Origin of the sequence: Algibacter sp. L4_22 (assembly GCF_023473045.1) — a bacterium.
Classification (GTDB): domain Bacteria; phylum Bacteroidota; class Bacteroidia; order Flavobacteriales; family Flavobacteriaceae; genus Algibacter.
Genome location: NZ_JAMCOK010000003.1, coordinates 85704 through 112242, shown reverse-complemented (window position 1 = coordinate 112242; position 26539 = coordinate 85704). Strand labels below are relative to the sequence as shown.

General features: G+C 31.7%; 27 protein-coding genes. 13 read left to right on the top strand and 14 right to left on the bottom strand.

Annotation, left to right across the window (positions count from 1 at the left end; translation table 11 throughout):
* Positions 1-17: 17 nt before the first annotated feature.
* The 4 genes from M4I23_RS08645 to M4I23_RS08630 form a co-directional block, all read right to left on the bottom strand.
* On the bottom strand, positions 18-350 hold the full coding sequence (locus M4I23_RS08645) for a hypothetical protein (RefSeq protein WP_158851465.1): 333 nt from the start codon (positions 348-350) through the stop codon (positions 18-20).
* Positions 351-355: 5 nt separating this feature from the next.
* The gene (locus M4I23_RS08640; protein WP_158851463.1) at positions 356-1612 is read right to left on the bottom strand and encodes a dihydroorotase family protein; all 1257 of its coding nucleotides are present in this window, start codon (positions 1610-1612) and stop codon (positions 356-358) included.
* Positions 1609-3534 carry a BatA domain-containing protein gene (locus M4I23_RS08635; RefSeq protein WP_249754124.1) on the bottom strand — a complete coding sequence of 642 codons (1926 nt, stop codon included), beginning with the start codon at positions 3532-3534 and terminating at the stop codon, positions 1609-1611. Before M4I23_RS08635 ends, M4I23_RS08640 begins: the two co-directional genes overlap by 4 nt.
* A 92-nt stretch (positions 3535-3626) precedes the next feature.
* Positions 3627-4634 (bottom strand): glycosyltransferase family 2 protein, encoded by a 1008-nt coding sequence (locus M4I23_RS08630; protein ID WP_249754123.1) that lies wholly within the window; start codon positions 4632-4634, stop codon positions 3627-3629.
* 192 nt (positions 4635-4826) lie between these two features.
* Here M4I23_RS08630 and M4I23_RS08625 point away from each other — a divergent pair, with 192 nt between their 5' ends.
* Positions 4827-6722 (top strand): peptidase M61, encoded by a 1896-nt coding sequence (locus M4I23_RS08625; protein WP_249754122.1) that lies wholly within the window; start codon positions 4827-4829, stop codon positions 6720-6722.
* A gap of 315 nt (positions 6723-7037) precedes the next feature.
* Here M4I23_RS08625 and M4I23_RS08620 read toward each other — a convergent pair whose 3' ends face one another.
* The gene (locus tag M4I23_RS08620; RefSeq protein ID WP_249754121.1) at positions 7038-7691 is read right to left on the bottom strand and encodes a sterol desaturase family protein; all 654 of its coding nucleotides are present in this window, start codon (positions 7689-7691) and stop codon (positions 7038-7040) included.
* Positions 7692-7920: 229 nt separating this feature from the next.
* On the opposite strand from M4I23_RS08620, the gene M4I23_RS08615 reads away from it, so the two are divergent.
* The gene (locus tag M4I23_RS08615) at positions 7921-8298 is read left to right on the top strand and encodes a hypothetical protein (protein ID WP_158851456.1); all 378 of its coding nucleotides are present in this window, start codon (positions 7921-7923) and stop codon (positions 8296-8298) included.
* Positions 8299-8335: 37 nt separating this feature from the next.
* Here the strand turns inward: M4I23_RS08615 and M4I23_RS08610 are convergent, their stop codons facing one another.
* The gene (locus M4I23_RS08610; RefSeq protein WP_158851453.1) at positions 8336-8863 is read right to left on the bottom strand and encodes a hypothetical protein; all 528 of its coding nucleotides are present in this window, start codon (positions 8861-8863) and stop codon (positions 8336-8338) included.
* Positions 8864-8977: 114 nt separating this feature from the next.
* Positions 8978-9442, bottom strand: a complete 465-nt coding sequence (locus tag M4I23_RS08605; protein WP_158851451.1) for a GNAT family N-acetyltransferase — start codon at positions 9440-9442, stop codon at positions 8978-8980.
* Between the two features lie 177 nt (positions 9443-9619).
* On the opposite strand from M4I23_RS08605, the gene M4I23_RS08600 reads away from it, so the two are divergent.
* The 7 genes from M4I23_RS08600 (at position 9620) to M4I23_RS08570 (ending at position 14711) form a co-directional block, all read left to right on the top strand.
* Entirely contained in the window at positions 9620-10504 is an 885-nt protein-coding gene (locus M4I23_RS08600) for a chromosome partitioning protein ParA (protein ID WP_158851450.1), read from the top strand.
* Positions 10505-10658: 154 nt separating this feature from the next.
* Positions 10659-11195, top strand: coding sequence for a hypothetical protein (locus M4I23_RS08595; RefSeq protein WP_249754120.1), 537 nt, complete (start codon positions 10659-10661; stop codon positions 11193-11195).
* 246 nt (positions 11196-11441) lie between these two features.
* Complete coding sequence (pyrR, locus tag M4I23_RS08590; RefSeq protein ID WP_158851447.1) at positions 11442-11981, top strand: bifunctional pyr operon transcriptional regulator/uracil phosphoribosyltransferase PyrR; 540 nt, start codon at positions 11442-11444, stop codon at positions 11979-11981.
* 80 nt (positions 11982-12061) lie between these two features.
* Complete coding sequence (locus M4I23_RS08585; protein WP_159021004.1) at positions 12062-12991, top strand: aspartate carbamoyltransferase catalytic subunit; 930 nt, start codon at positions 12062-12064, stop codon at positions 12989-12991.
* Positions 12992-12993: 2 nt separating this feature from the next.
* Positions 12994-13326 (top strand): ribonuclease Z, encoded by a 333-nt coding sequence (locus tag M4I23_RS08580; RefSeq protein ID WP_158851443.1) that lies wholly within the window; start codon positions 12994-12996, stop codon positions 13324-13326.
* A 1-nt stretch (position 13327) separates the two neighbouring features.
* Positions 13328-13798, top strand: a complete 471-nt coding sequence (locus M4I23_RS08575; protein ID WP_249754119.1) for a DUF3291 domain-containing protein — start codon at positions 13328-13330, stop codon at positions 13796-13798.
* A gap of 4 nt (positions 13799-13802) precedes the next feature.
* Positions 13803-14711 carry a ribonuclease Z gene (locus tag M4I23_RS08570; RefSeq protein ID WP_158851439.1) on the top strand — a complete coding sequence of 303 codons (909 nt, stop codon included), beginning with the start codon at positions 13803-13805 and terminating at the stop codon, positions 14709-14711.
* A gap of 83 nt (positions 14712-14794) precedes the next feature.
* On the opposite strand, the gene M4I23_RS08565 is transcribed toward M4I23_RS08570, so the two are convergent.
* The gene (locus tag M4I23_RS08565; RefSeq protein WP_249754118.1) at positions 14795-14980 is read right to left on the bottom strand and encodes a hypothetical protein; all 186 of its coding nucleotides are present in this window, start codon (positions 14978-14980) and stop codon (positions 14795-14797) included.
* Positions 14981-15198: 218 nt separating this feature from the next.
* Here M4I23_RS08565 and pdxH point away from each other — a divergent pair, with 218 nt between their 5' ends.
* The 4 genes from pdxH to M4I23_RS08545 all read left to right on the top strand — a co-directional run bounded on the left by pdxH (position 15199) and on the right by M4I23_RS08545 (position 18939).
* The gene (gene pdxH / locus M4I23_RS08560) at positions 15199-15846 is read left to right on the top strand and encodes a pyridoxamine 5'-phosphate oxidase (RefSeq protein WP_158851435.1); all 648 of its coding nucleotides are present in this window, start codon (positions 15199-15201) and stop codon (positions 15844-15846) included.
* 173 nt (positions 15847-16019) lie between these two features.
* Positions 16020-16514, top strand: a complete 495-nt coding sequence (locus M4I23_RS08555; protein WP_158851433.1) for a CAP domain-containing protein — start codon at positions 16020-16022, stop codon at positions 16512-16514.
* A 501-nt stretch (positions 16515-17015) separates the two neighbouring features.
* A complete protein-coding gene (locus M4I23_RS08550) occupies positions 17016-18251 on the top strand; it encodes a glycoside hydrolase family 88 protein (protein WP_249754117.1) in 1236 nt (411 codons plus the stop codon).
* A 163-nt stretch (positions 18252-18414) separates the two neighbouring features.
* On the top strand, positions 18415-18939 hold the full coding sequence (locus M4I23_RS08545; RefSeq protein WP_249754116.1) for a hypothetical protein: 525 nt from the start codon (positions 18415-18417) through the stop codon (positions 18937-18939).
* A 137-nt stretch (positions 18940-19076) separates the two neighbouring features.
* On the opposite strand, the gene M4I23_RS08540 is transcribed toward M4I23_RS08545, so the two are convergent.
* The 6 genes from M4I23_RS08540 to M4I23_RS08515 form a co-directional block, all read right to left on the bottom strand.
* Positions 19077-19289 (bottom strand): hypothetical protein, encoded by a 213-nt coding sequence (locus tag M4I23_RS08540; protein WP_249754115.1) that lies wholly within the window; start codon positions 19287-19289, stop codon positions 19077-19079.
* 144 nt (positions 19290-19433) lie between these two features.
* Positions 19434-20420: a Gfo/Idh/MocA family protein gene (locus tag M4I23_RS08535; protein WP_249754114.1), complete on the bottom strand. Its 987-nt coding sequence runs from the start codon at positions 20418-20420 to the stop codon at positions 19434-19436.
* A complete protein-coding gene (locus tag M4I23_RS08530) occupies positions 20398-22110 on the bottom strand; it encodes a sodium:solute symporter (RefSeq protein WP_158851423.1) in 1713 nt (570 codons plus the stop codon). Before M4I23_RS08530 ends, M4I23_RS08535 begins: the two co-directional genes overlap by 23 nt.
* A gap of 116 nt (positions 22111-22226) precedes the next feature.
* Positions 22227-24752, bottom strand: coding sequence for a PIG-L family deacetylase (locus tag M4I23_RS08525; RefSeq protein ID WP_249754113.1), 2526 nt, complete (start codon positions 24750-24752; stop codon positions 22227-22229).
* 127 nt (positions 24753-24879) lie between these two features.
* Positions 24880-25947, bottom strand: a complete 1068-nt coding sequence (gene corA, locus M4I23_RS08520) for a magnesium/cobalt transporter CorA (protein ID WP_158851419.1) — start codon at positions 25945-25947, stop codon at positions 24880-24882.
* A gap of 33 nt (positions 25948-25980) precedes the next feature.
* Positions 25981-26526, bottom strand: coding sequence for a mechanosensitive ion channel domain-containing protein (locus M4I23_RS08515; protein WP_158851417.1), 546 nt, complete (start codon positions 26524-26526; stop codon positions 25981-25983).
* Between the last annotated feature and the right edge of the window lie 13 nt (positions 26527-26539).

Below are 26539 nucleotides of genomic sequence, written 5' to 3'. Positions count from 1 at the left end.
TAATATAATCGTATTATTTACATCCCAAGCTTAGCAAAGAGTTTTTGATATAAATTACCAACAAGAGGAACTGGTTCTGCTTTTTTACCAATAGCATTAGAAAAACCAAAAATGAATAAAACCGCAAAAAACAAATAAAAACCAGAGCTTATATACCAGCTATCAAAACTTCCCGCTATGCGTCCTAATGCAAAAAAAGTAAGCCATAACCCTAAAGATTGGCGGATATGGAAACTAGCAAAAGCACTCTTGTTTTCATTGTTTAAATAATAAGCAATAATAACTCCAATTAAGGTTAGGTAGCTAATTATGGCGTTTTTACGGCCGGTTTCAATATCTTGTGTTGTCATTTAAATTATGAGTTTATAGAAATTTTATTGTTAGAAATAATACCATATGCTTTGCCTTTTAAAGATTCGCCTTCAAAAATGGCATTTTTAGATTTTGATATGATGTCGTTTTTAGAAAACGTGTATTTAGTATCAGGATTAAATAACGATAAATTTGCTTTGTTTCCAATGTTTAGAGGTGTGTTTTCTAAACCAAATCTAGATTTTCCTTTGGTTAAAATATCAATAGATTTTTTTATGGTGAATAAGGATTGAAGCGCGCCAAAAGCAGACTCTAAACCAATAGTGCCATATTTGGCATGGTCGAATTCAATTTTTTTATGCTCAATATCTATAGGGTTATGGTCGCTGGTAACCATATCTATTGTACCGTCTTTTACACCTTCAATTAAAGCGTCCACATCACTTTGTATACGTAATGGAGGTAATACTTTAAAATGTGTGTTAAAATCGTTTAATGCGGCATCTGTAAAGTATAAATTATGGATGGCTACACTACAAGTAATATCTAATTTTTTCTTTTTCGCTTCACGAATTAAATCTACAGATTTAGCTGTTGATATAGTTGGGATATGTAACTTTCCGCCTGTATATTCTAATAGAAATATATCACGAGTTATTTGTAATTCTTCCGCAATAGCGGGAATACCTTTTAAACCAAGAGTTGTACTTGTTACGTTTTCATTCATTACACCACGGCCAGCAATTTTATTTTCCTGAGGAAAGGCGCAGACTAATCCGTTAAAATTACTTGCGTATTGCAGCGCAATTTTCATTAAGTTGGGATTAGAAATCGGTTTTTTATAATCATAAAAAGCAACTGCTCCGGCAGATGTCATATCAAATAATTCGGCTAAATCTTCACCTTTACTTCCAACGGTTAAAGCACCAATAGGTAATAAGCTTACGGCATGGTTTTGAGCTTTGGCGTTTACAAAGGTAATATTAGAGTTCGAGTCGATAACGGGATTACTATTCGCGTTCATTGCTACGGCTGTAAAACCAGAAGCTGCAGCAGTTTTTAAACCGTTTGCTATTGTGTCACGTTCTTCATAACCAGGTTCTCCAAAACAGACGCTACTATCAAACCACCCTTGAGAAATATGTAAATTATCAAGTTGAATTTCTTGATATTTGTTTGGGTTTTTAATAGACTTCGCAATGGAAGTAATCACGCCATTTTCAATTAATATATCTTGAGTACTGTTATGAAACTCGCTTTTAGAATCTATTATCGTGGCCGATTTTATAAGTATGTTCATTTAAAATATTTTAATATGCACATTTCAGTAAGTAAAAACGCTAGTGCAAAAATAATAAACCATTTCCATAGCGCATTAATTTTTGCATCACTTTTTATGGTGTCAAAAACTTGAGCAACAGAGTTGTTGAGATTGATGTTTTCTGTGTTCGATAAATTGGTGTAAAGTAAATTACTTTCCGTTCTATCATAATTATAACTCACGTTTTTAATAATTTCTGTTTTGTTTTTCACTTGATAAATACTCGCAGTATTAGGCGTTTCCGAAGTTTTTATAAGCACTTTATTATTAAAAAGTTGCTGTTCGGGAATCATGTTTACAGTTGTGTTAGATAGAGTTAAAACAGCATCTTGTTGCAATTGCGTGTTTACTTCAAAACTATTGTTTTTCCCGATGGTGTAATACAATTCGGGAATTTTAAAACTAAACTTTCCAATATTATAAAGTGTTGGAACAATTAAGGGCGAATTTTTAAAGTTTGAATTATCACTATTTAAAGCAGACGTAAACACAAACGTGTTTTTATTTTGAAATAGAAATGGGCTGTTATCTTCATATTTAAGAATAGAAGACGAGTTGGCTGCATTAATATTATAAAGCCCGTTTACTTTAGGGTATTGAAAATTGCTCACCTTTTTTTCAAACACACCATTATTAAATAACGGATGCGCATAATTTATAGTCGTGATGCGTTTTTCGGTTTTATTAAAATCTTTAAAAGTAGATTGAAAGTTTTGCAACAAATCGTTATAAGATGTTATTGTAATGCTGTTAGAAGGAATAATAACCAATGCACCACCTTGACTTGCGAATTGTTTTAAAGCGGTAATTAACGCACTCGGGATTGTATTTATTTCATTTAAAACAATAAGATTCTGAGCCTCTAAAATATTATAGTTTAATTGTTTTAATTCCGAAGCTGTATAATTAAATTCATCAGCGGTGTAAATACGTTTTAAAAAATTGTCATCCGCTTCATTTATGGTTAAAACATTAACTTTAGATGTATTATTAATATTAAAAAACAAGCTGTTATCAAACTGTAAACTCGCATCGTCTATAGTTATTTTACCGTTTACTATTTTGTTTGTTGGTAAGGTGAATGTAGTATTCGCTGCTTTCTCAATACTAACCGATGTTTTTGCAATTAAGGTATCGTTATTAAAAAGAGAAACTGGTAGATTTTCAATAAGTTTTCCGTTGTTCTTTAAAAGCACGGTTAATTGAATTTCGGATGCTGTTTTTTCAGAAATAAAAGCACTATCAATCGCTACGTTTTCAGTATTTACAGGTTTTAGTTGAACAAAATAATTTGTTTTTAAAGAATCCTTTTCAATTGAAAATCTATTGTTGCTTTCCTGAAAATCTGATATATAAATTAAGTTTTTTAAACTACTTTTTTCTTTACTAAAAAAAGTATTACTCTTTAAAAATGCAGCTTGTGTTGTAAGTGGTGTAGCGGCATAATCCAGTTGCAGTAGTTCGTTTTTTATAGTTTTAATCGTTGTATTCTTAAAAACCGAATTATTGGTTAAAAAGGTTATGTTTTCATCTTCGGGAACATGCTCTATAATATCTTGTACGGCACGTTTTAAAAGTTGGCCTTGACTACCTTTGGCTTGCATACTAAAGGAATTGTCTAAATAAATCACGGTTTCCTTTTTAGATTTAAAAGCATTTGTTTTTGTTGTAAAAGGTTGTGCAAAAGCCAATACAATACAGGCTAAAAGTAATAATCTTGTAAAGAGAATAAGCCATTTTTTTATCTGAGAACTTTTCCGGGCTTGAAGTTTGGCTTCTTTTAAAAAGGCAACGTTGGTAAAGTTTACTTTTTCAAATTTCCGTAATTGAAATAAATGAACAATAATAGGGATAAGCAGTAAAAATAAGGCGTAAAGAAGTTCGGGGTGTTTAAACTGCATGTTTTTTTATAATTAGACAAATATAGAGAATGAAAAAAATATTGCCACAACTTCCCGCATGTTTTTCTAATAATAGATATCAAAAATAAAGATTAACAGAAAAAAACATAATCTTCAATCTGTTTCAGGTTTAAATTCTTCATATAAATTAAAATCTCTTTTTGCTCGATTTTATTGGCAACAGTAATAATGCTTTGTGCGTTTCCTTCGTCTTTTAAATAACTAAAAGGCTTGAGAATAACACCATAAATATCACGACCTATTTTATTTGGGTTATCGCAAATCCATTCAAATTTTATCTGTTTTTCAATCAGTTTTTTTGCAATGGTTTTACCTTTTTTTCCAGCACCCCAAATCACCAAGGTTTTGTCTTTATCATAATCGAGTTCTAAAAAATACTTCAGTTTAATATCAATAAAATGATTTTCGGCATAATGCAAATGCGTGCGTGAGGTTCTACTGTTATAATCACGCCAATTGTGTAAAACATCAGCACATGGTATGCATTTAAAACCATGCTTGTAAAACCGAAAAGCTAAATCATAATCTTCAGGATATAAGTTTGGGTTAAAGGCATTGCAAGCAATTAAATCACTTCGGTAAAGCATCCAACAAGGCGAGGGAATAACACATTCTTTATAAATTTCAGAAAAATTAGAACCTTTTTCAGTTAAGTTATTCAACCAAACCTCATAACTTTTATAACCGTCCTTTATGCCATCTTCCGAGAAGTAATTCACCAAGCCAACGGCAACATGTTGCTTTCCGTGGGTTAACAAGTTATTTGCTAGAACCTCAATTTTGTTAGGTTGCATAATATCATCACTATCCATGCGGGTAATAAGTTCACCGCTACTTTTAGAAAAAGCCAGTTTTAAGGCATCAATGATACCGTTTCCAAAATTTTTAAAAAGTTGAATTCTTTTATCTTTTAGAGCGAAAGAATTTACAATATCGAAACTTTGGTCCGTAGAACCGTCGTCAATAATAAGTAATTCCCAATTGGGATAACTTTGCTCAATAATAGAGGTTAAGCATGGTTTTAAATAGATTTCCGTGTTTTTAAACGGAATTAAAATGCTAACTAATGGTTTTTGCATGCTGCGAATTTAACAAAACCTTAGGAGATTAATATGCAACATAATAGTATTTTCGACGTCACTTGTTTATAACTAAGCCATTAGCGTTAATTTGCTATACATTCTATGTGTTTAGTTAAAATTAAGTAATTATAAATCTAGGTTGTACCACACTAAATCTATGGCAATCTATAATTAAATTAAAAGTAATATATGAATATCAAGTTCCTTTCCGCATCTGTCATGATGGGGATTTTATTATCAAGTTGTAGTTCTACAAAAAATGCTAAAAACGATTTAGCCGTAAGTTTACCAATAGAAACTTCTATTAATTTAAACAACGTTACTAACGATAAAGCACCAGTAATTATTAATCCTGGACGTTTTACAGTATCGAGCGTTACCTATAGGCTGCCAAGAGTAGTGCAGGGGACCTATTCGGTAAGTGATTTCGGGAAATATATAGACGATTTTAAAGCCATTAACTATAAAGGAGAAAGCATGCCAGTAGTTAAGGTCGATGCTAATACTTGGACTATAGCAAATGCAAAACAACTAGATAAAATAACATATTTGGTAAACGATACTTTCGATATTGAAACCAAAGGCGGTATAGGTGGCGAAGAGCCATTTTCACCATCTGGAACAAATATAGAACCAGAAAACTATGTGCTTAATTTGCACGGTTTTATTGGGTATTTCGATACTTTAAAAAACAACCAATATAAAGTAGATATTACAGGTCCTGCAGATTTTGTTCGTACTTCGGCATTACAAACTGTAGATTCTAAAACTAGCGAAGATGGTAAAAGCATAACCACTAGCTATTTTGCACCACGTTATTTCGATATTACCGATAACCCAATGATGTACGGCGATTTAGATGTCGAAGAGTTTATGGTTGGCGATATTAAAATTGTATTAAGCGTATATTCTCCAAATAAGGTACATACCGCAGCTTCATTAAAAGAGACTATTTTTAAAATGATGGAAGCGCAAAAAGCCTTTTTAGGAGATATAAATACAACACCACGTTACGATATTTATTTGTATTTATCTGATGGTGCAGACGATTCTCCTAAAGGTTTTGGCGCATTAGAGCACCACACATCTACCGTAGTGGTATTACCAGAAGACATGGACGAAGAAATGCTTGCAAGCAGCATGACAGATGTAGTATCTCACGAGTTTTTCCACATTGTAACGCCATTAAGCGTGCATTCCGAGGATGTTCATTATTTTGATTATAACAACCCAACATTCTCTAAGCATTTATGGATGTACGAAGGTGTTACCGAATATTTTGCAACCTTATTTCAAGTTAGTGAAGGTTTAGTTACAGAAGATGAATTTTTTAATAAAATAATGGAAAAAGTACAAGCATCTAAAAACCTAAACGATGCTATGAGCTTTACCATAATGAGCGAAAACGTATTAAAAGCACCGTACAAAGATCAATACCTAAATGTGTATCAAAAAGGCGCATTAATAGGCATGTGTATCGATATTATGATGCGAGAAGAAAGTAATGGACATCGCGGTATTTTATCACTAATGAAAGAACTTTCTAATAAATACGGAAAGGATAAACCTTTCGAAGACGATAAATTAATAGACGAAATTGTAGCCATGACTTACCCGTCGTTACGCGATTTTTTCGATAATCATGTTATTGGGGATATTCCAATTAACTACAACCAGTTTTTAAACAAAGTAGGCTTAGAAATTGGCGAAGGAAAAGTCGAAACCAGCTACGTGCATAATGCAGGAACACTTTTATTTGGTGCTAATCCAGAAAAAGGACAAGTGTTTTTTATAGATGCCGTAAAAGGCAATAGTTTCTGGAACGAGCAAGGTGTGCAAGCAAACGATGTTTTAAAAGCCATAGATGGCGAGCTGTTCACTATGGCAAACGCTAACGATTTATTGCAAAAAATGTTTATGTGGTCTCCAGGAACAGATATACACGTTACCTTGGAGCGCGATGGTAAAGACATTGAAATCAACACCACAACCACAAAATCTTACACTATAGGCGACGGTATCTTCGAAAAAGCCGATGCTACCGATGCTCAAAAAGCATTACGTGAAGCTTGGTTAAAAGGCTAATATTTTAAAGAAATATTTAATTTTAAAAAACGATTGATAAGCTGTTAAGTTTATCAATCGTTTTTTTTTATGGCGTTACCCGAAAATGGGTCGGGCTTTCCGCTGTATCTTTTTTGTACTCAATTATTTTGGCATCTTAATTAGGTAGAGGCAATGCATAAGTTTCGTTATTTTATAGAATATTAAGGCTAGTACAAAAAAGGATGCCGCATCAATCCCTAACGCGGGTGTTTGCAGAGGTTTTTTTTAGGCTAGTGTGAGAGAAAGCTTGTAGACGTTTTGTTTTTACTAAGCTTTTAAAAACCTGTTTAAGGTTTAATTTTTTACTTCAGTTTTAAATAATTTATCCCAAAAAAAGGTGTAAAACCCAAAGTTTTTATTGTTGAGTTTATGGTGCGCTTTATGAAATGTATTTGTCGTGAAAATAAATAAAGATGGTTTATAAGTGTTCCCATTTAAATGAGTTATTAAACCATAAACCCAATTAAAAAACAGAAATAAAATAAAACCATAAATATTAAATTGAAACAATATGGTTATCATAGTTAGTAAAAGTCCAAAAAATATAGATTCCCATGGAGACATATGGTATAAACTAACCGAGTTAAACCTATCGGTATGTTCATGATGCTTTGCATGGATTTTCTTTAATATTCCTAAGCTATGAGATAGGTAATGTAAAACATACATTAAAAAATCCATTAACAAAAACACACTAATAAAAGAGACCCAAACACTAGATTCAGAAAATGTAATAATACCATTAAGCCATAATAAATATCCTGGTATCGCTATTACAATATTTATGCATAAAATAATTATTGAACCAATTATTTCCTCTCTAGGTAGCATTTCTTGATGATTATAGAAGTAATTCCAAAGCTTGCTAATAACAATGGTTAGTACATATGCTGCAATATTTGTTATTATTAGTAAAGGGAAAAATGTGAAAGGATTTTTTAAGTCCATATTCTATTTAGTGTTTTTTGTTTCAGTTAGCGGCTAATGTACTTCATGTTTACTGATGATTTTTTGTGAAAGGGTTTTAATGTAAAACGAAGTTAACTGTTTTGTTTTAGAAAGTCAAAAGCTTTTTTATTTGAGTATTTAATCAAACAGTATCTAAATTTCGGGTTTTGAACATATTTGCGTGCTAGAGTTTATGAGTAAAATATAAATAGTTTTTTATCTTTGCAGCATGAGTGAATTTAAAGAATATTTCGAAAAATTACAACAAAGCCTAATAAAGGATGAGTTTGTAAAACTTACACTAAGTAAACCTGTTAAACGAAGTGAAAGTTTATCAAATGTATACATGCGTTTATTTGTAGTTGATGGTAAAGAAGTTTTTCAATTTAAATACCGTTATACGGAAGAAGAGCTTTACAAACAGTTTACTTTAAAGGAGGCCATTGCCGAATTGGAAACATTGCTAATGGAATCTTTTAGAACAGGAACTCTATTTACTTTAAGTGAAGATTTGTTAGTGATTATTTCTAAGAAGAAAGTTGTTTCTTATAGAGAGACAGCTCCAAGTTTTAAAAATAAATTACCAGAAATACCATTAGAATCATAAGAATATCAATAATCTCTATTGATGTTGATAGAGGTTTTTATTCCATTAATAATTTTTTTATTTCTTCAATAGAATAGGTAAAATCAGACATTTTTTTACTTTTCCCAATGTGAATTGGACTATTGTTCATTCGGTTGGCTAAATCTTTTATTGGCATTTTTTCTAAAGATCCAAAATCATTTTTCCACCAATCCAATTGTTCAAGTCGTTGATTTTGGAATCCTGTAGTGCTTCGGTCATTATCGGTTGGAAGAAAATCTAGACTACCAATAATTGAATTCAGGTTTTCAAAGTCAATTATTATTCCATCATAAATTAGCTGTCCGAAAAGAGCATCCTTAAAAATTTCTTCAATGTTGCTTAATTCCGATGCTTTTATATCAGTCAAAATTACATTGTATTTAGTATATCCGTTTGTAATTAACCAACATTTTTTTCTGTCTACATAAAACACTGTAGCATTCCATTTTCCTAAAATTCCGCAATCAGTTTCTTTGTCTGTTGAGATAAGTTTCTTAACTAACTTTTCTAACTTTTTGGTAGTATGAATTTTTGTTCGTCTCAATTGATTCAGAATGATTTGGTATAGAAATACTTAACGAAGTTAATTGTTTTTTTGAAAAAATCAAAGTAAATTTTAGTTATTCTAATCAATAAAAAAAGATAAAATCTTACATATTCAAAATACTAATTCCATTTTAATATCTGCTCGGTTATATTGGTTGTTTTCTTCCAACGGGATTTCAATAAAACCATTTTTTTCATAAATGTAAATAGCATTTTCTAGCTTTCGGTTAGAGTAAATAATAAGTTTAGAAATCTGTTTTGTTTTCGCAAACTCTATGACATGATGCATTAATTTCTGGCCAATTTTTAATCCGCGATGTTTTGGGGAAACGGCCATTTTGGTTAATTCAAAATTATCAGTATCTTTCGTCTTCATTAGAGCCACCGTGCCAATAATATCGTTATCAAGTTTAGCGAAAAATATATATCCACCTTGGTCTATAATATGTTCTTTGGAGTTACTTAGCACTACATCATCGTAAGGTTCAACATAAAAAAGAGATTGCAACCACTCTATGTTTAAGTTGTAAAAATCTTTTGCGTATTGCTGTTCAAAAGGGATTATTTGTAATTTCATAAAATTTAAAGCAACCAATAATTTATGTTTTAATATTCACCTTAATTTAAATAGGTAATTAAATTACGTAATATTTATTTTAACAATGTAATACGTCCAAAATAAAAAGAAGTTCGTATATAAAGCAAATATCGAGAATACATTAGTATTTTAAAATTAAACACAAAAGTAAGAAATATGGAAAATAATAGTAGTAGTACAGGGCTTAAAGTTGCTTTAGGCATTGCATTGGTTTTGTTTTTAGCAACTGGTTTTTATGCTATGAACCTAAATAAGAAAAGTAACGAAGTTGAAAAAGATTTAACCGAGCAAAAACGTTTGGTAATGAATGACCTTAATACTATGGCTAAGCAATATGACGAGGCTATTAGTGAAAATCAAATTTCGAATAAAAATTTAATTGATGCTCGTGGAAGAATTCAGGGTTTAATGGATTCTTTGCAAATATCTGAAACTAACGTAAAAAGCTTGTGGAGATATAAACAAAAGTATACATCATTACAGAAAGAAATGGATGTGTTAATGGCACAAAACGATTCATTACGTGTTGAAAACTCTTATTTAGCTACATCTTTAGATAGTACTAGAGTGCGTTTAGAGGAACGTACTATTTTTACAGACTCTTTACTTATACAAAATACTGCATTGGCAGAAGTGGTTAATAGCGCATCTGTTTTAGGAGCTTTTGGTTTAAAAGGCTTTGGAGTTATAGAACGTGCATCTGGAAAATTAATACCAACAGAACGTGCTAGCCGTACCGATAAAATAAGAGTATGTTACACGGTTGCTAAAAACACCTTAGTGCAGAGTGGCGATCAGGAACTTTATGTACAAGTTATAGATCCTTTAAATCATACTTTAGGTTTAAATGAGCAAGTTCAGTTTGATGAAACTATATTGAACTATAGTATGATTAGTAAATTTAATTATGAAAACGCTTCTCTTAATGTATGTGAGTTTGTTGCATCTAAAGGAAAAGAGAAATTTGAAAAAGGACGTTATATTGTTAACGTTTATAATGAAAAAGATTTAGTATCAAGCTCTGAGTTTAGGTTAAAATAGACTCGTTAATTAATGCTTAATAGAAAAAACTCAAGTTTAAAAAACTTGAGTTTTTTTTGTTTTATTAAAAGGCTGGTTATTTTTAAAATAGGTTAGTTGTTGTTTTATCTTATATTTGAAAACATAAAATAATTAAATTCCCAAATTTAAACCTATGAGAACCATTAAATTAATTGCTAGCGCTGTATTAATAATTTTATTTTTTAGCTGTGATGCACTAGATGAATTAACCAAATTTGAAATAAACTATACGGAAGAAATTGTAATAGAATCTGCTACTGTTATAAATTTGCCTTTTAATGCAGGAACACCCGAAGTTACTTCTAATTCTGAATCTACTTTTGAAAGTAATAATACGAATAAGGATTTAATAGAATCTATTGAATTAACTGCTATGGAATTGGATATTACAGCTCCTGAAACTGGTGATTTTGATTTTTTAAATTCCATTAAGATTTATATTTCTGCTGAAAATGAAGAAGAGGTTATTATTGCTTGGTTGAATGAAGTTCCTGAAAACTCGGAGAATGTTTTGAATTTAGAAACAACTTCAGACGATTTAAAAAACTATATAAAAAGTGACACCTATACTTTAAGAGTAGAAACGGTTACAGATGAATTGATTACAGAAGACCATAATATTGATGTAAATTCCACCTTCTTTGTAGATGCCAAAATATTAGGATTATAGATTTACTTTAGTTGATAATTGCTGATAAAAAAAACGGAATTTTAGTTTAAAAACTACCGCTGCGAACTATGCGCAAGGGATAGTAGTGAAAAGCCCACAGTAAGCCCGATGATAATCGGGATTACGAGGACTTGCAACGTATAGCCCGACCCGATAGGGTTGCGCCCAAAATAAAGTTATTGACTAGGGTTTCTACTTATCTTTTTTTGCATTACCTTTGTTTACCAAATACGTTTGGAACACCATATGAGTCAAAAAGTTTTACTTAACGCTAAAGCCATAAATATCATTCTTCACAGATTGGCTTGCCAACTTATTGAACGACATCACGATTTTTCGAATACCGTTTTAATTGGTTTACAGCCACGTGGCGTATTTTTAGCCAGTAGATTGGCTAAAATTTTAACCGAAGATTATAAAATTAAAGATATTAAACTAGGTAGATTGGATATTACCTTTTACCGCGACGATTTTAGACGAAGCGATAAACCGTTGGAGGCCAATGCTACTAAAATTAATTTTTTAGTTGAAGATAAAAATGTCGTTTTTGTGGACGATGTTTTATATACAGGACGTAGTATTCGTGCAGCTTTAACTGCTATACAGTCTTTTGGGAGACCTCAAGAAATTGAACTTTTAACATTTATAGATAGACGTTTTAGTAGGCATTTACCAATACAGCCCGATTATCGTGGCCGACAGGTTGATGTAATTAATAATGAAAAAGTAAAAGTAAACTGGACGGAGCAAGATGGTGAAGATGCGGTTTATTTAATTGAAAAATAGTTTTTTAGTTTTAGAAGAAGCTAGACAATATACAATTTGAACAACTGGCAACTATTGGGGCCAACTGAATATGTAAAATCATGAGCGAATTAAGTGTAAACCACTTATTAGGTATTAAATACCTGAACAAACAGGATATTCAACTTATTTTTGAAACGGCCGATCATTTTAAAGAAGTGATAAACCGACCAATTAAAAAAGTGCCTTCGCTGCGTGATATTACGATTGCCAACCTATTTTTCGAAAATTCTACACGAACAAAGTTATCGTTCGAGCTGGCAGAAAAACGTTTGTCGGCCGATGTTTTAAATTTTTCTTCGGCGCAATCATCGGTTAAAAAAGGAGAAACTTTAATCGATACGGTAAACAATATTTTATCGATGAAAGTGGATATGGTTGTTATGCGACACCCAAACCCTGGCGCTGGTGTATTTTTATCTAAACACGTTAAGGCTAGTATTATAAATGCTGGTGATGGCGCGCATGAGCATCCAACACAAGCCTTGTTAGATTCGTATTCTATTCGTGAAAAACTAGGCGGCGTAAAAGGAAAAAAAGTGGTTATTGTTGGCGATATTTTACATAGTAGGGTAGCACTATCTAACATATTTGCATTACAATTGCAAGGCGCAGAGGTTATGGTTTGTGGGCCAAAAACGTTGTTACCAAAATATATTGATAAATTAGGAGTAAAAGTAGAGACCGATTTAAGAAAAGCCTTAAATTGGTGCGATGTTGCTAATATGTTGCGTGTGCAAAATGAACGTATGGATATTAGTTATTTTCCATCCACTCGAGAATATACACAACAGTTTGGTGTTACTAAAGATTTACTAAACTCGCTAGATAAGGAAATTACCATCATGCATCCTGGCCCAATAAATCGTGGTGTTGAAATAACCAGTGATGTTGCCGATTCTGACCAAGCTATTATTTTAGATCAGGTGCAGAATGGAGTAGCGGTGCGTATGGCAGTAATTTATTTATTGGCATCTAAAATAAAACAGTAATTATGATAATAAATCAAAAAGAAAATACATCCATTATTACTCAAGTAAAAGCTACGAGTATAGAATTGATAAAAAAAATACAAGCTTTATACCCTAAGTTTAAAAACAATAACATAATTATAGCTTTAACGTCGTTAGATGCAATAAGTAAGGCTGAGGTTAGTGAGTTTTTACAAATTTCGAATACGCATCGTGCAGCAAACCATTCGTTTGTTATTGTTTCGGGTAAGATTGATTTAGACGAAGCTCCAGAGGAGTTAGCTATTGTGCCAACTTTGCAAGAAGCTCATGATCTTATTGAAATGGAAGTTATGGAGCGCGATTTAGGACTTTAATATGAGTCGGTATTTTTTATCTCAAGTAAATATAGCTAAATGTTTGGCGCCTTTAAGTGATCCCGTTATGCAAGGTTTTGTAGATAATGTGGATAAAATGAATGCTATTGCGGATGTTAGTGATGGTTTTATTTGGCGTTTAAAGGATGAAGATAAGGATGCGGCTGTACTTGTTTTTAAAGATGATACTTTAATCATTAATATATCGGTTTGGGAAAGCAGAGAAGCACTTTTTAATTATACCTATAGCTCTGGACATATTGAGGTTTTTAAGCGTAAAAAAGAATGGTTTAGCAAAATGAAAATGCTACACATGGCTTTCTGGTATATTCCTGAGGGTTATATACCAACGTTTCAAGACGCTAAAGATCGATTAGATTACTTAAATATACATGGCGAAACGCCTTATGCGTTCACCTTTAAAAGTAAATTTTCTGTTGAAGAAGCTTTACATTACAAACTAATAAAATAAATTTATGAAGCTCACAATTTTAGGCTGTTATAGCGCAACTCCAAGAGCTTTAACGAACACAACAGCACAGGTTTTAGAAATTAACAACCACATGTTTTTAATAGATTGTGGAGAAGGTACTCAAGTACATTTACGTAGGCATAAAATTAAATTCAACCGTATAAAGCATGTGTTTATTTCGCATTTGCATGGCGATCATTTTTTTGGATTAGTAGGTTTAATCTCTACTTTTAGACTGCTAAAACGAGAAGCCGATTTACATGTTTATGGACCAAAAGGTATTAAAGAAATAGTAACATTACAGATGAAGTTGGCCGATTCTTGGACCAATTATAATTTGTATTTCCATGAATTAACATCCAAAGAATCGGAATTAATTTATGAAGATGATGTGGTAGAAGTACATACCATTCCATTAGAACATCGTGTTTATACCAATGGCTACCTTTTTAAAGAGAAAATAGGCGAACGTAAACTCAATGCTTATTTAGCTGAAGAAGCCAATATAAATGTGGCGTATTATCGTAAATTAAAACAAGGTTTTGATGTTGAAAATGAGGATGGTGTTTTAATAAGAAATGAATCTGTTACTAGTCCTGCCGAAAAACCTAAAAGTTATGCTTTTTGTAGTGATACGGTCTATAAGGAAGATATTGTGCCTATTATAAAAAATGTAGATGTGTTATATCACGAGTCTACGTTTTTGGAAAAACACGCACACTTAGGTCCAAAAACAAAACATTCTACAGCAAAAGAAGCAGCTAGGATTGCTAAGCAGGCCAATGTAGGTACTTTGGTGTTAGGACATTTTTCTACGCGCTATGGAGGTTTAGAAGGCTTTAAAACCGAAGCTGAGGAAGTTTTTGATAATGTGGAGTTAAGTGCAGATGGTAAAGTGTTCGATTTTGGTTAATTGTAGTAATTTTAATAATTACACTTTCAGTTTTTTAAATTTTAATAGCTAGGTAGTGGCTTTTTTTAGATATAAGCAGCGTTTTAGTTTTTTTTTGAGAAAAGTATTTTTCTAGTGTAGTACTTTATTGCGCTTGTAACCATAAAGTTATATTCGGTAAGCGTTCTCACCCAATTATTTGGGTCTACAGAGTAATTGTTTATTTTATTTGATATAAAACCAACTTTAGCATCTTCACCATAAAACACTAAGATTTTATTAATCATCATGTAGCCTTTTTTTCAATCAAAATGTACGCCTTCATTTAATTCTGAAATTATAATTTTGTTACAAAAATAGTATGTTCCGAAGGAAAGTTTTATTTTCTTATGCATCATGTTATTAAAATATTTTGAATTGTATTTTTTATTATTTACCACTCTTAATATTCGGAAAATCTTACGTTAAAAAAGTTTATAGAATTATTTTTTTTTGTTATTTTGTATCTATGGAAAATGATTTAAGTAACTATAGAAAATCTTATGATAAAGGCGAATTGCTTTTAAAAGAAGTGCCCGAAAACCCAATGGAATTATTTCAAAAATGGTTTCATGAGGTAGATTTACATTTTACTGAAGATGAAACAAATGCCATGACGGTTTCAACTTTTGGATTAGATGGTTATCCTAAAAATAGGGTTGTACTATTAAAACGCTATACTTATGAAGGTTTTATTTTTTATACAAATTATGAAAGTGAAAAGGGAAAAGCTATTGCAGTAAATCCAAATGTTTGTTTGTCTTTTTTTTGGCATGGTGCAGAGCGGCAAATTATTATAAAGGGTAAAGCTGAAAAAATAGCAGAGAACATGAGCGACGGATATTTTGAGTCGCGTCCAGTTGGGAGTCAGTTAGGAGCTTTAGTTTCTCACCAGAGTGAAGTTATTCCCGATCGTGCTTATCTTGAGAACAAACTGTCTGAATTAGAAAAGGAATATGAAGGCAAACCTATTTTGCGACCTAAATATTGGGGAGGTTATATTGTAAAACCTATTGAAATAGAATTTTGGCAAGGACGACCTAATAGATTACACGATAGAATTCGATATCAACTTCAAGAGGATTATAATTGGTTGGTTAATCGCTTATCTTCTTAAAATGTCGGTGAAATACATTTTTAGATTTATTAAATATGTATTTCAACGATAAAAAGCATTTAAAATCGATGAAAGGCTTGTTTTTTATCGATTTTAACATTTCGTTAACATTTTCTTTTAAGTAGGCGTATAACTTTGTTGAACCAAGTCAACAATTTTTAACCTACCTACTTATGAAATCATTTTTTAAACTTCCGTTATTTGCTTTTATAGCCATGTTTGCTTTTTCTTGTTCTACAGAGCGTATGGATGATGATTCTGGAACAATCGTGATTAGTGAAGTTACCATGGAATCCAAAACAATTGAAGTTGAAACTTTGGAATTAATTAATGATTACAGGCTGTCTAAAGGATTAAACCCTTTGGAGGATATGGATATTGTAAAATCTGTGGCTTATAGCCATACCGATTATATGCTTGAAAATAATAAAATTTCACACGATTATTTTTTTAAAAGAAGTGAGTATTTAAAATCTCATACAGGAGCAGAAAGAGTCTCAGAAAATGTTGCTTATGGTTATAGTTCGGCTAAAACATTAGTAACAGCTTGGTTAGAGAGTGAAGGACATCGCCATAATATTGAAGGAGATTTTACAAACTTTGATATATCTGCAGAACAAAATGAAAATGGAAGATGGTATTATACCAATATTTTTATAAAAAAATAAAGTAACGTAGTTACTTTAATGATACCTTGTTTATTTACTAATTAATAGCCATAATGAATTAAACAGGTAAATTAATAACAAATTGAAGTGTTGTTATTTAATTTGAGATAAAAGAATCCTCTGAGTTAATCAGGGGATTTTTTTGTGCGTAAATTTAAAATAATACCCTGTTAATATTTGAGTGTCTTTTCTGTTGTTATTAATCTAAAAATTTTCATTTATGAGTATTTGGTAAGCTTAATAAATATAACAGGCCGTAAGTTTTTAATAGGTCAAATTTTATAGAGATAATTCGATATCTGTTGATTTTACAGCACTTTTATATTAAATACGACTATAATTTATACTAATTGCGCTATAATTTATGATGTTAAATATTTATTCTTACTAATATTGAATTATAAAATTAAGTAGTCTGCGATTGAAATTTAATCGCAATAATTAGATGATCGAAACTTGAAAAATTAAGTAAGAAAATTATAGATATTAAATATGAGGAATATGAAATTACAAATTTTAGGTGCGCTCTTTGTAACACTTCTAATGATAAATTGTGGCAAAAATAAAAGTGAAGTAGCACTAGAAACTAGTTTTGATGTTGATGCTCAATTAGCATATTGCGTTGGTCAGGCTTCGAGTGCTTTAAAATTGGTTCCAGCCGAAGGTGATATTCCAAGAAATATTGCACCAGGTAGTAAAGAATGGCGTTATGTAGATTATAAAGATTGGACTAGCGGTTTTTGGCCAGGAGAACTTTGGTATTTATATGAATTTAATAATGAAAAAACATGGGAGCAAACTGCAGATAAATTTACAGAATATCTTAAACCTCTTTCTGTAACACCTGCTTTAGATCACGATTTAGGTTTTCAAGTATTTAATAGTTACGGTAATGGTTATCGTTTAACTAAAAATCCAGAATATAAAGATGTTATATTAAAAACGGCAGATACATTGGCAACGTTGTTTAATCCTAATGTGGGAACTATTTTGTCATGGCCAAGAGATGTGCCTAATATGGAATGGCCGCAGCATAACACCATTATGGATAACATGATTAACTTAGAATTACTATTCTGGGCTTCTAAAAATGGTGATAATAAAGCGTTGTATGACATGGCTGTTAGTCATGCCGATGTAACTATGGAAAATCAATTTAGACCAGACTATAGTTCTTATCATGTTGTGATTTACGATAAAGATACAGGTGAGAAAATTAAAGCAGTAACACACCAAGGTTATAGTGATAGCAGTATGTGGGCTCGTGGACAATCGTGGGCTATTTACGGTTACACTATGGTTTATAGAGAAACAAAAGATCCTAAATATTTAGATTTTGCACAAAAAGTAACTCAAGTGTATTTAGACCGTTTACCTGAGGATTTAATACCTTATTGGGACTTCGATGATCCAAATATTCCAAACGTAGAAAGAGATGCTTCTGCGGCCGCTGTGGTGGCTTCTGCCATCCTAGAATTATCAACCTTTACTAAAGATGAAAATTTAGCTAAAGAATATAGAGAAAAGGGAGAGAAGATGTTAGAAGAGTTGTCGAAAAACTACCAAAGTAAAGACGTTAATACGGCATGTTTATTGCATTCAACAGGTCATGCACCTGCTAATTCAGAAATTGATTATTCTATTATTTATGCCGATTACTATTATGTTGAAGCTTTATTAAGATTAAAGAAGTTAAATGAGGGTATTCCTTTATTGGAGCCTTTGCATAAAATATAATTTAGTAAAGGAGATTTTTGAGCTAGTCCTAAAAATCTCCTTTTTTATACTCTCCGTAATCATTTTATAAATTCTACTTCAAGTTGTTTAATACATTAGTTTTTTATGTTTTCTTACGCAACCAAATTCAAAAAGGTGTATCTAGAAAATAAAACTCAAAAGTATGAATAACAAAATTTATCTTATCGCATTAATTTTATTGGGAAACCTGATGTTATCTTGTGAATCTGATGATATTTCGCATAAAAATGGTTTTGAAGTTAGTCATCAAGTTCTAGAGGAATTTAAAATATCTAACAATAATTCATATAAGTATATTGTTACTAAAAGTTCTTGGGTTGGTTGGTATTCGGAGACTACTATCACCGTTTCTAATGGTGTAATAATTAAAAGACACTTTGAATATTTTATTACTGACGATTTATCTGAAGATATTACAGATGAAGAATTGGAGTGGACCGAAAATGAGGATGAAATAGGGGATCACAAATACGCTGGAGCGGAAGCTTTAACGTTAGATGAAGTTTATGATAAAGCCGAAAATGAATGGTTGATTGATAGAGATGATTCCAAGGTTTATTTTGAAACTGAAAATGATGGATTAATTTCAACATGCGGTTATGTTCATGAAAATTGTGCAGACGATTGTTTTAATGGAATTTACATAAAAAAAATTGAAAGTATTTAATTGAAGTATAATAGGATTAGCTCTAAATACAAGTAAAATAAACGGGTTGAAAAGTATATTTCTTTTCAACCCGTTTAGATATAGAAATTATTTATTTTGTTCTGAAATTTATTGCTGAAAAATGAGATTCTCCTTTCTTATTGACAATTACTTGAGTGAAATTCAGATAATCTATTTTTTAGCGTTTCATTTCGGTCAGTTTTGGATTTAATTTTATCAAATTCAGATTCTAAAGATTTGATTTTCTTCTCAAGCTTTTCTCCTCGCTGAAGAGAATAAGTTTCAAAGTATTCAAAATTTATATTTTTCAATAAATTTCGATTTTTTTTATATGTGTACTTCGGTTTCATTGCTGTTTGTTAAGTGATATAGTTTACACAAGTTAAAGATCATGCTTTACACTAAGTTTTGATTAAGCCATATAATAAAAATGTCCGATAAGTTAATTTTGAACTTATCGGACAGATTTGTAATTTATTAAAGAAAATATGATTTTAATATTCTAGTTTAATAAGGTTTCTAACGGTATCTAGAGTATTTATAAGTTTTTCACTAAACTCGAAAGTCATAATATCACTTTCTGTTTTTCCAGCACGGATCAATTCATTAAAGTGAATAGCCTCGTAGTTATACCCAATGGTTTTATACCCAAAATCTAAAGTTTTTTCTTCTCCATTAGCGATCACAGTTACCGTGGTAGGCATGTGGAACATGGTATTAATTTTAATAGTTCCATTTTCACAATAAAAAATAGCTTCGGTTGGAGTATCTTCCAAAAGTGTGCTTTTTAGTTTCGCGGTTTTACCATTTTTATAACTAAAGGAAATATTGCAAGATGAATCTGCACCATTTTTAAAAAACGTAGCATCAGCTTCCATTTTTTCTGGAATACCTAAAGTTGATAAGGCTGTAAAAATTGAGTAAATCCCAATGTCGAGTAGGCTTCCACCACCGAGCGATTTATTAAATAATCTTGCTGAATTATCAAAATCACGATGAAAACCAAAATCGGTTTCCACTTTTAAAAGCTTACCGTAAGTTTCATTTTTCAATTCCTTTAAAACAAACTGATAATGCGGTAAAAAGTAAGTCCAAAGCGCTTCCATTAACAACACGTTTTTTTCTTTGGCTTTCGCTATCATAATACTCACTTCTTGAGCGTCCATAGCAAAAGGTTTTTCGCATAAAACTGCTATGCCTTTTTCTAAGCATAACAAGGTGTTTTCTTTATGTAAAGCGTGAGGTGTGGCAATGTAAATGGCGTCTATATTTTTGTCGTTTGCCAAGGCTTCATAACTATCATATGCTTTGGTAGCGCTATATTTATCAGCAAAAAGATCTGCTTTATCTTGTGATCGCGATGCTACAGCGTAAAGTTTAGCATCTGGAATAGTTAATAAATCTGTTGCAAATTTATTAGCAATACTTCCTAAGCCAATAATACCCCAGTTTATTGTTTTAACTTGTGATTGGTTTTTCATTTGGAATAAGTATTTGAATTATACATGAAATTGCGATTACAATAGCACAACCCACAAAATTTAACCATAAAAATGGCAAGTTAATAAGATTGTTTAAGTCTAAAAGATATAATGCAATTACAATAAATTGCGTTATTAAGGCTCCTATAAATACGGCATTTCCTTTTACAAATTTAAAGAAAAAAGCTAACAAAAACACACCTAAAACGTTGCCATAAAAAATAGATCCAATAATATTTACAAGCTGAATTAAGTTTTCGGCTAAATTGGCAACACAAGCTACACCTATAGCAATAATTCCCCAAGCAAATGTAAACCAACGTGAGGCTCTTACCATTTCTTCTTCTGTCTTTTCGCTAGTATTTCGTTTGTATAAATCTATGGTTGTTGTAGAACCTAAAGCGTTTAATTCACTTGCAGTACTCGACATGGCTGCGCTTAAAATTACTGCTAAAAGTAAACCGATTAGTCCGCGTGGTAAATTATTCAGAATAAAATGAATAAAAACATAATCCTTATCGTTGCTTTCTATTTTTATACTTTCACTTTCCGAAGCTTTATCAATTAAATCTCTAGCTTTTTGTCGTAATTTATCATTGGCTTCATTGGCTAATGCGATTTGTTTTGATGCTTCTGGATTATCAGAATTTAAAAAAGATTTAATGATATTTTGCTTATCGTTAAAAATTGTTTTTTGTTCATTTTGAAGGGTTTTAAATTCATCGGCATATTTAGAATTTAAAACAACTTCTGTTGCTGTTGGATTAAAATTTACAGGAGCTTCATTAAATTGATAAAACACGAAAACCATAACGCCTACCAATAAAATAAAGAATTGCATAGGTATTTTTAAAAGGCCATTAAAAATTAAACCAAGTTGCATTTCTTTAACAGATTTGCCAGAAAGGTAGCGCTGTACTTGGCTTTGATCGGTCCCGAAATAGGATAACATTAAAAACGTACCGCCAATAATACCACTCCAAAAAGTGTAACGATTATTTAAGTTGAATGAAAAATCTAAAACTTCCATTTTACCACTAGCTCCAGCAATATCAAGTGCTTTACTGAATGTAATATCTTGCGGAAGCTTGCTAACAATTAAAAAGAAAGCAACAAGCATCCCGATAAAAATAACGACCATTTGGTGTTTTTGAGTTACGTTTACAGCGCGTGTTCCTCCGGAAACGGTGTAAATAATGACTAGAAACCCGATAACAATATTTAGTGTCAGTAAATCCCATTTAAGAACTACGGAAAGAATAATTGCAGGTGCAAAAATGGTAATTCCTGCTGCCAAGCCACGTTGTATTAAAAACAGAATGGCCGTTAATGTTCGAGTTTTTAAGTCGAAGCGGTTTTCTAGAAATTCGTATGCTGTATAAACTTTTAATCTGTGGTATAATGGAATGAAAACCATGCAGATAACTACCATGGCAATAGGTAAGCCAAAGTAGAATTGTACAAAGCCCATACCGTCGTTAAAAGCTTGCCCAGGTGTTGAAAGAAAGGTGATGGCACTGGCTTGGGTTGCCATTACCGAAAGACCGATGGTCCACCATTTTGATGTATTTCCTCCTTTTAAATAATCTTGTACATTACGGCTACCTCGGGTTTGGTACGTGCCGTAAGCTACTATAGCTATTAAAGTTACACAAAGCACTACCCAATCGATCCAATTTAAAGTTTGCATAAATTAAAAGGCTTTTGTTATTAAGTAAAAAAGGACGAAATAGATAGCGTTGGCAATTAGAACTAAAGAATATAATTTTAGCCAAACTTGTTTTTTTGGTTGTTTTTCTTCCATAGTTAATCGTTTAGTTTTGCCTCTTGTTTTAAATCTTCTTTACCAATAGAAAGCATATTAGCAAACAGTCTATAAGCTCCAGAAACTCCTGCCGGAAATTCTCTAAAAAAACTTAAACCAGTATAAATAAAATAGCCATTACCATGTTTTGCAACGAGTAAGCTTCCTTTTTTGTCTGTTTCACCTTTATCATGCATTGATAGAATAGGAGTGAAGGCGGGCGCCCATTTATTAGGGAAATAAAGCCCACGTTCTTGCGTCCATCCTTCAAAATCATTTTGGGTAATTTTATTTGGGTAATTTAAAATAGGATGCTCTGGATTTAGAAAAGTAACATCGGCGGTTTCATCGGTAACTCTATCACGAGAAAGTTCTAATCTGAATGGTGCTAAATTGTCAACTTTTAAACGACGATTGGTATTGTATTGCACAATCATATTTCCGCCTTGAGCGACAAAATCAAACAGTAATTCTTGCTTAAACTTTAATTCTTCAACGGTGTTATAAGCTCTAATTCCTACAACAATAGCGTCAAAACGGCTTAATGTTTCTGCATTAATTTCGTCGGGTTTTAAAATACGGACATTATATCCAATTTGTTGCAAACTCTCAGGAACCACATCGCCAGCACCTTGAATATAAGCAATATTTTCGCCTTTCTTTTTAATATCTAAGCGCACAATTTTACTTTCGCTTGGTAGTAAAACCGTTTGGAAAGGAATGTGATCATAATCAATTGAAATTAATTCTTTGGTATAATCTTTATCGCCAATATGTACGATAGGGCTAATAATACCTTCGCTTTGAGTTTTAGGAGGAATTACGGTGAATACTAAAGTTTGTTCTTCTCCTTTATTTTTAATTGAAATTTTTTGATTTTTTGGAAATATACTCCAATCTTTAGGATGGCAAACTTCTACCGATCCTTCTAAATTATCTCGTCCAGCTTTTACAATTACTGAAATATCATGCTGGGCATTGGAATTTAGAATAATAACATTTTCTGTGATTTTTGCCGAAACTTCTGGGATAATTTCAAATGGACGATACAACTCACCTTTATCTGGTTTAGAAAATCGATACACCACATTTTTTGTGAATGTAATGGGTGTGTTATTAATAAGAAGATTGAAATCCACTTTGTAAACTCGTGGTGTTTCGGGTAAGCCTATTAAATTTGTATCATCCACTTGGTACATACCTAAAGTTCCTTTTTTAGTAAGCCAATATGGTGTTGTTGGTTGTTGATGGCTTCCTATTTTAAAGGTTTCTTTGAAGTTGAATTTTGTGTTTTCTTTTAATTCAATATGTTTTGCAATATTTATAGTGTTTGCGTTTTTAATACTTTCTAAAGTGATGTTTTGATTACTTCGGTTTAAAACTTCAATATCTAATTTAACTATTTCGTTTTGGGTTGCCCAAGGCGTTTCTGCCGATGCCTCTAAATACAAACCAGCACACATTTCTATAATAGATTTTAATTCTTTAGTTTTTTGAGCTCTCCAATGGTCGTCGTCTATGTTCTGAAGTAATTTATAGGCTTCAATTAATTGCGGAATATGTTCTGAAGGGTTTTTGAAATTGAAATTATTTTCAACTTCATATAAAATATCACCAATGGCTTTTCCTCCTTTTACTCGATTCCATGAGGTGTCAATTCCATTAAAAATATCTTTGTTTTCACTTAATGGATCTCCTTTTAAAAATTCAATATATTCTGTTTGCGAACCGCGCTCTAATGTGCGCCCAAAACCTTGACATAAATGCTGGCTTCTAGCTTGTGCAGCAACTTCGTTGTTAGACAGACCTTTTAACGGATAATATACGCCAATATCAAAAGTTAACATGTTGCTTTTATCGACTGCATTAAATTTTTCTTCACTACCGTAAGCCCACCAACTCGTGTTGTAAAATATGCGTTTTGGTTGCCATAAAGAAGTTTGTTTTAATTGTTCTGGATAAGAGGAGCTATTGTTTGCTAAATCGAAGGCTTCTAAGCTTAAAATGGCAGAACTAGTATGGTGACCGTGCGTGCTTCCAGGAGTTCTGTGATCGAACCTATTAATAATAACATCGGGTTTAAACTGGCGGATTGCCAAAACAACATCGCTTAAAACTTGATCTTTATTCCAAATTTGTAAAGTTTCGTTTGGATGTTTAGAGTAACCAAAATCATTGGCTCTAGAAAAAAATTGTTCTCCACCATCAACGCGTCTAGCTGCTAATAATTCTTGAGTTCTAATAACGCCTAGTAATTCTCTTATTTCTGGGCCAATTAGGTTTTGACCACCATCGCCACGTGTTAAAGAAAGATAGGCTGTTCTAGCTTTTACCTCGTTAGAAAGGTATGAGATTAATCTTGTATTTTCATCATCGGGATGAGCTGCAACATATAAAACTGAACCTAAAAAATTAAGTTTTTGGATAGATTCGTAAACCTCGTTAGATGCTGGTGTTTTTGGTTTTTGTGCCTGTGAAAGGGAAACAGTTAAAACTAGTAATAAAAGATAATATTTTGGACTTTGCATAAATATATAGTTAGCTAAGCATCAAATATAACAAAGATTGAAAGGGTATATGACGGTTTTAATGTTTCTTTAACTTTATGTTTTTCCGTGTTTGTCGCTAATAGGTTTTAATATGTGTTTATTGAAGTTAAAGCCACTTTTTTCGTTTAAAATAGATAATCATTCCAATAAAAATAGCAATCATAACGCACCAAAGAATGTAATAGGAATTGTGGTAGTGTAACTCAGGAATGTTTTCGAAATTCATGCCGTAAATGCCTGCAATAAATGTTAACGGAATAAAAATGGAAGCCATAATAGTAAGTACTTTCATTACTTCGTTCATTTTATTGCTAATGGTAGTCATGTACATATCCATTAAACTCCAAATCATTTCGCGGTAAATATCGATGTTTTCAGCGACTTGAATTAAATGGTCGTAAACATCTCTGTAATAATTTAGAGTTTGTTTTGAAATTAATTCGTTGTCTGTTTTTTCAATACGGTTTATAACTTCGCGAAGTGGGAAAATGGCGCGGCGCACTTTTAAAATTTCACGTTTTAAATTTTGAATGTTCTGACTTACATCTTCCGTAGCATTTCCATTAAAAATATCAGTTTCAAAATCTTCAATTTTATCGCCTAATATTTCTATAATATTGAAATAATAATCCACTACAGCATCTATTAATACATAAAGTAAATAGTCGGAATTCATGTTTCTAACTCTTCCTTTTCCATGCCTAATGCGCTCTCTAACGGCATCAAAAACATCACCTTCAGATTCTTGGAAAGACAATACATGGTCTTTGCCTAAAATAAAACTGACTTGCTCCGAGATTATTTTTTCGTCCTTATCATAATAAAGCATCTTTAAAACAATAAAAAAGTAATTGTCGTATTCATCAATTTTTGGGCGTTGAGAAATGTTTACAATATCTTCTAAAACAAGCGGATGAAATTCATAGTGCGTAGAAAGTTTTTCAATTTCTTCAACATGGTTTAAGCCATTTATGTTTATCCAAGTAATGGAATCACTTCCTTTGTATTGGATGGTTTCCGAAACATCGGTTAAATGTTTTTCAGTAAATCTTTTTTCATTGTAATCAAATACTTCAATAAATAGTTTTTCTGAAGATTTTGAACCGGTATAAATAGCTGTTCCCGGTATTTGGCCTGCCTTTTTTTTATAATTGTGTTTTCTCGTTTTTGCCATTAGGAAAAATATTTAGATAAAGATATAGATTATTTAAATAGCATCTACGCCGTCATCATGAGCCTCATCAATGGCATCTTTTTGAATTAAAGTTACGGCTTTTTGTAACATTAGATTGTTAGGGTAGGTTACTAAATTGCCATTATCCAACCTTAAATGAATTTGAAAAGCTCTAATATCTTCAATAATGGCTCTTATAGGGAAATCTTTATCGTGAATTTCAATTTTATCACCCACTTTATATGGGAAGTTGAAAAACATAATAATACCAGAAGTTATGTTGCTTAAAATTGACCAAATAGCAAACAGCGCAATACCAATAACAGCAAAAACGGAAGAAAAAACAACTGCCAAATCGTGGACTTGTGCTCCAAATATAAAAGATTCTATTAAAATTGCTATTAAAAACAAGGTTACGGTAATATAACGACGAATTAAGCGAACTCGGGCGTCATTTATACCGCTTTTACGTCCAATTTTGGTAATGGCAAAATGAATTAAATATCTAATAATGAACAAAACGATAAGTACAATTGCTGTACTTATTAATTCATTTTGAAAGGTATCCAAAAACTGCATGTTTTAAGGTTTT

Coding starts and splice junctions, on each gene's coding strand:
- M4I23_RS08645 (WP_158851465.1), bottom strand. CDS start 350: ATGACAACACAAGATATTGAAACCGGCCGTAAAAACGCCATAATTAGC.
- M4I23_RS08640 (WP_158851463.1), bottom strand. CDS start 1,612: ATGAACATACTTATAAAATCGGCCACGATAATAGATTCTAAAAGCGAG.
- M4I23_RS08635 (WP_249754124.1), bottom strand. CDS start 3,534: ATGCAGTTTAAACACCCCGAACTTCTTTACGCCTTATTTTTACTGCTT.
- M4I23_RS08630 (WP_249754123.1), bottom strand. CDS start 4,634: ATGCAAAAACCATTAGTTAGCATTTTAATTCCGTTTAAAAACACGGAA.
- M4I23_RS08625 (WP_249754122.1), top strand. CDS start 4,827: ATGAATATCAAGTTCCTTTCCGCATCTGTCATGATGGGGATTTTATTA.
- M4I23_RS08620 (WP_249754121.1), bottom strand. CDS start 7,691: ATGGACTTAAAAAATCCTTTCACATTTTTCCCTTTACTAATAATAACA.
- M4I23_RS08615 (WP_158851456.1), top strand. CDS start 7,921: ATGAGTGAATTTAAAGAATATTTCGAAAAATTACAACAAAGCCTAATA.
- M4I23_RS08605 (WP_158851451.1), bottom strand. CDS start 9,442: ATGAAATTACAAATAATCCCTTTTGAACAGCAATACGCAAAAGATTTT.
- M4I23_RS08600 (WP_158851450.1), top strand. CDS start 9,620: ATGGAAAATAATAGTAGTAGTACAGGGCTTAAAGTTGCTTTAGGCATT.
- M4I23_RS08595 (WP_249754120.1), top strand. CDS start 10,659: ATGAGAACCATTAAATTAATTGCTAGCGCTGTATTAATAATTTTATTT.
- pyrR (WP_158851447.1), top strand. CDS start 11,442: ATGAGTCAAAAAGTTTTACTTAACGCTAAAGCCATAAATATCATTCTT.
- M4I23_RS08585 (WP_159021004.1), top strand. CDS start 12,062: ATGAGCGAATTAAGTGTAAACCACTTATTAGGTATTAAATACCTGAAC.
- M4I23_RS08580 (WP_158851443.1), top strand. CDS start 12,994: ATGATAATAAATCAAAAAGAAAATACATCCATTATTACTCAAGTAAAA.
- M4I23_RS08575 (WP_249754119.1), top strand. CDS start 13,328: ATGAGTCGGTATTTTTTATCTCAAGTAAATATAGCTAAATGTTTGGCG.
- M4I23_RS08570 (WP_158851439.1), top strand. CDS start 13,803: ATGAAGCTCACAATTTTAGGCTGTTATAGCGCAACTCCAAGAGCTTTA.
- M4I23_RS08565 (WP_249754118.1), bottom strand. CDS start 14,980: ATGATGATTAATAAAATCTTAGTGTTTTATGGTGAAGATGCTAAAGTT.
- pdxH (WP_158851435.1), top strand. CDS start 15,199: ATGGAAAATGATTTAAGTAACTATAGAAAATCTTATGATAAAGGCGAA.
- M4I23_RS08555 (WP_158851433.1), top strand. CDS start 16,020: ATGAAATCATTTTTTAAACTTCCGTTATTTGCTTTTATAGCCATGTTT.
- M4I23_RS08550 (WP_249754117.1), top strand. CDS start 17,016: ATGAAATTACAAATTTTAGGTGCGCTCTTTGTAACACTTCTAATGATA.
- M4I23_RS08545 (WP_249754116.1), top strand. CDS start 18,415: ATGAATAACAAAATTTATCTTATCGCATTAATTTTATTGGGAAACCTG.
- M4I23_RS08540 (WP_249754115.1), bottom strand. CDS start 19,289: ATGAAACCGAAGTACACATATAAAAAAAATCGAAATTTATTGAAAAAT.
- M4I23_RS08535 (WP_249754114.1), bottom strand. CDS start 20,420: ATGAAAAACCAATCACAAGTTAAAACAATAAACTGGGGTATTATTGGC.
- M4I23_RS08530 (WP_158851423.1), bottom strand. CDS start 22,110: ATGCAAACTTTAAATTGGATCGATTGGGTAGTGCTTTGTGTAACTTTA.
- M4I23_RS08525 (WP_249754113.1), bottom strand. CDS start 24,752: ATGCAAAGTCCAAAATATTATCTTTTATTACTAGTTTTAACTGTTTCC.
- corA (WP_158851419.1), bottom strand. CDS start 25,947: ATGGCAAAAACGAGAAAACACAATTATAAAAAAAAGGCAGGCCAAATA.
- M4I23_RS08515 (WP_158851417.1), bottom strand. CDS start 26,526: ATGCAGTTTTTGGATACCTTTCAAAATGAATTAATAAGTACAGCAATT.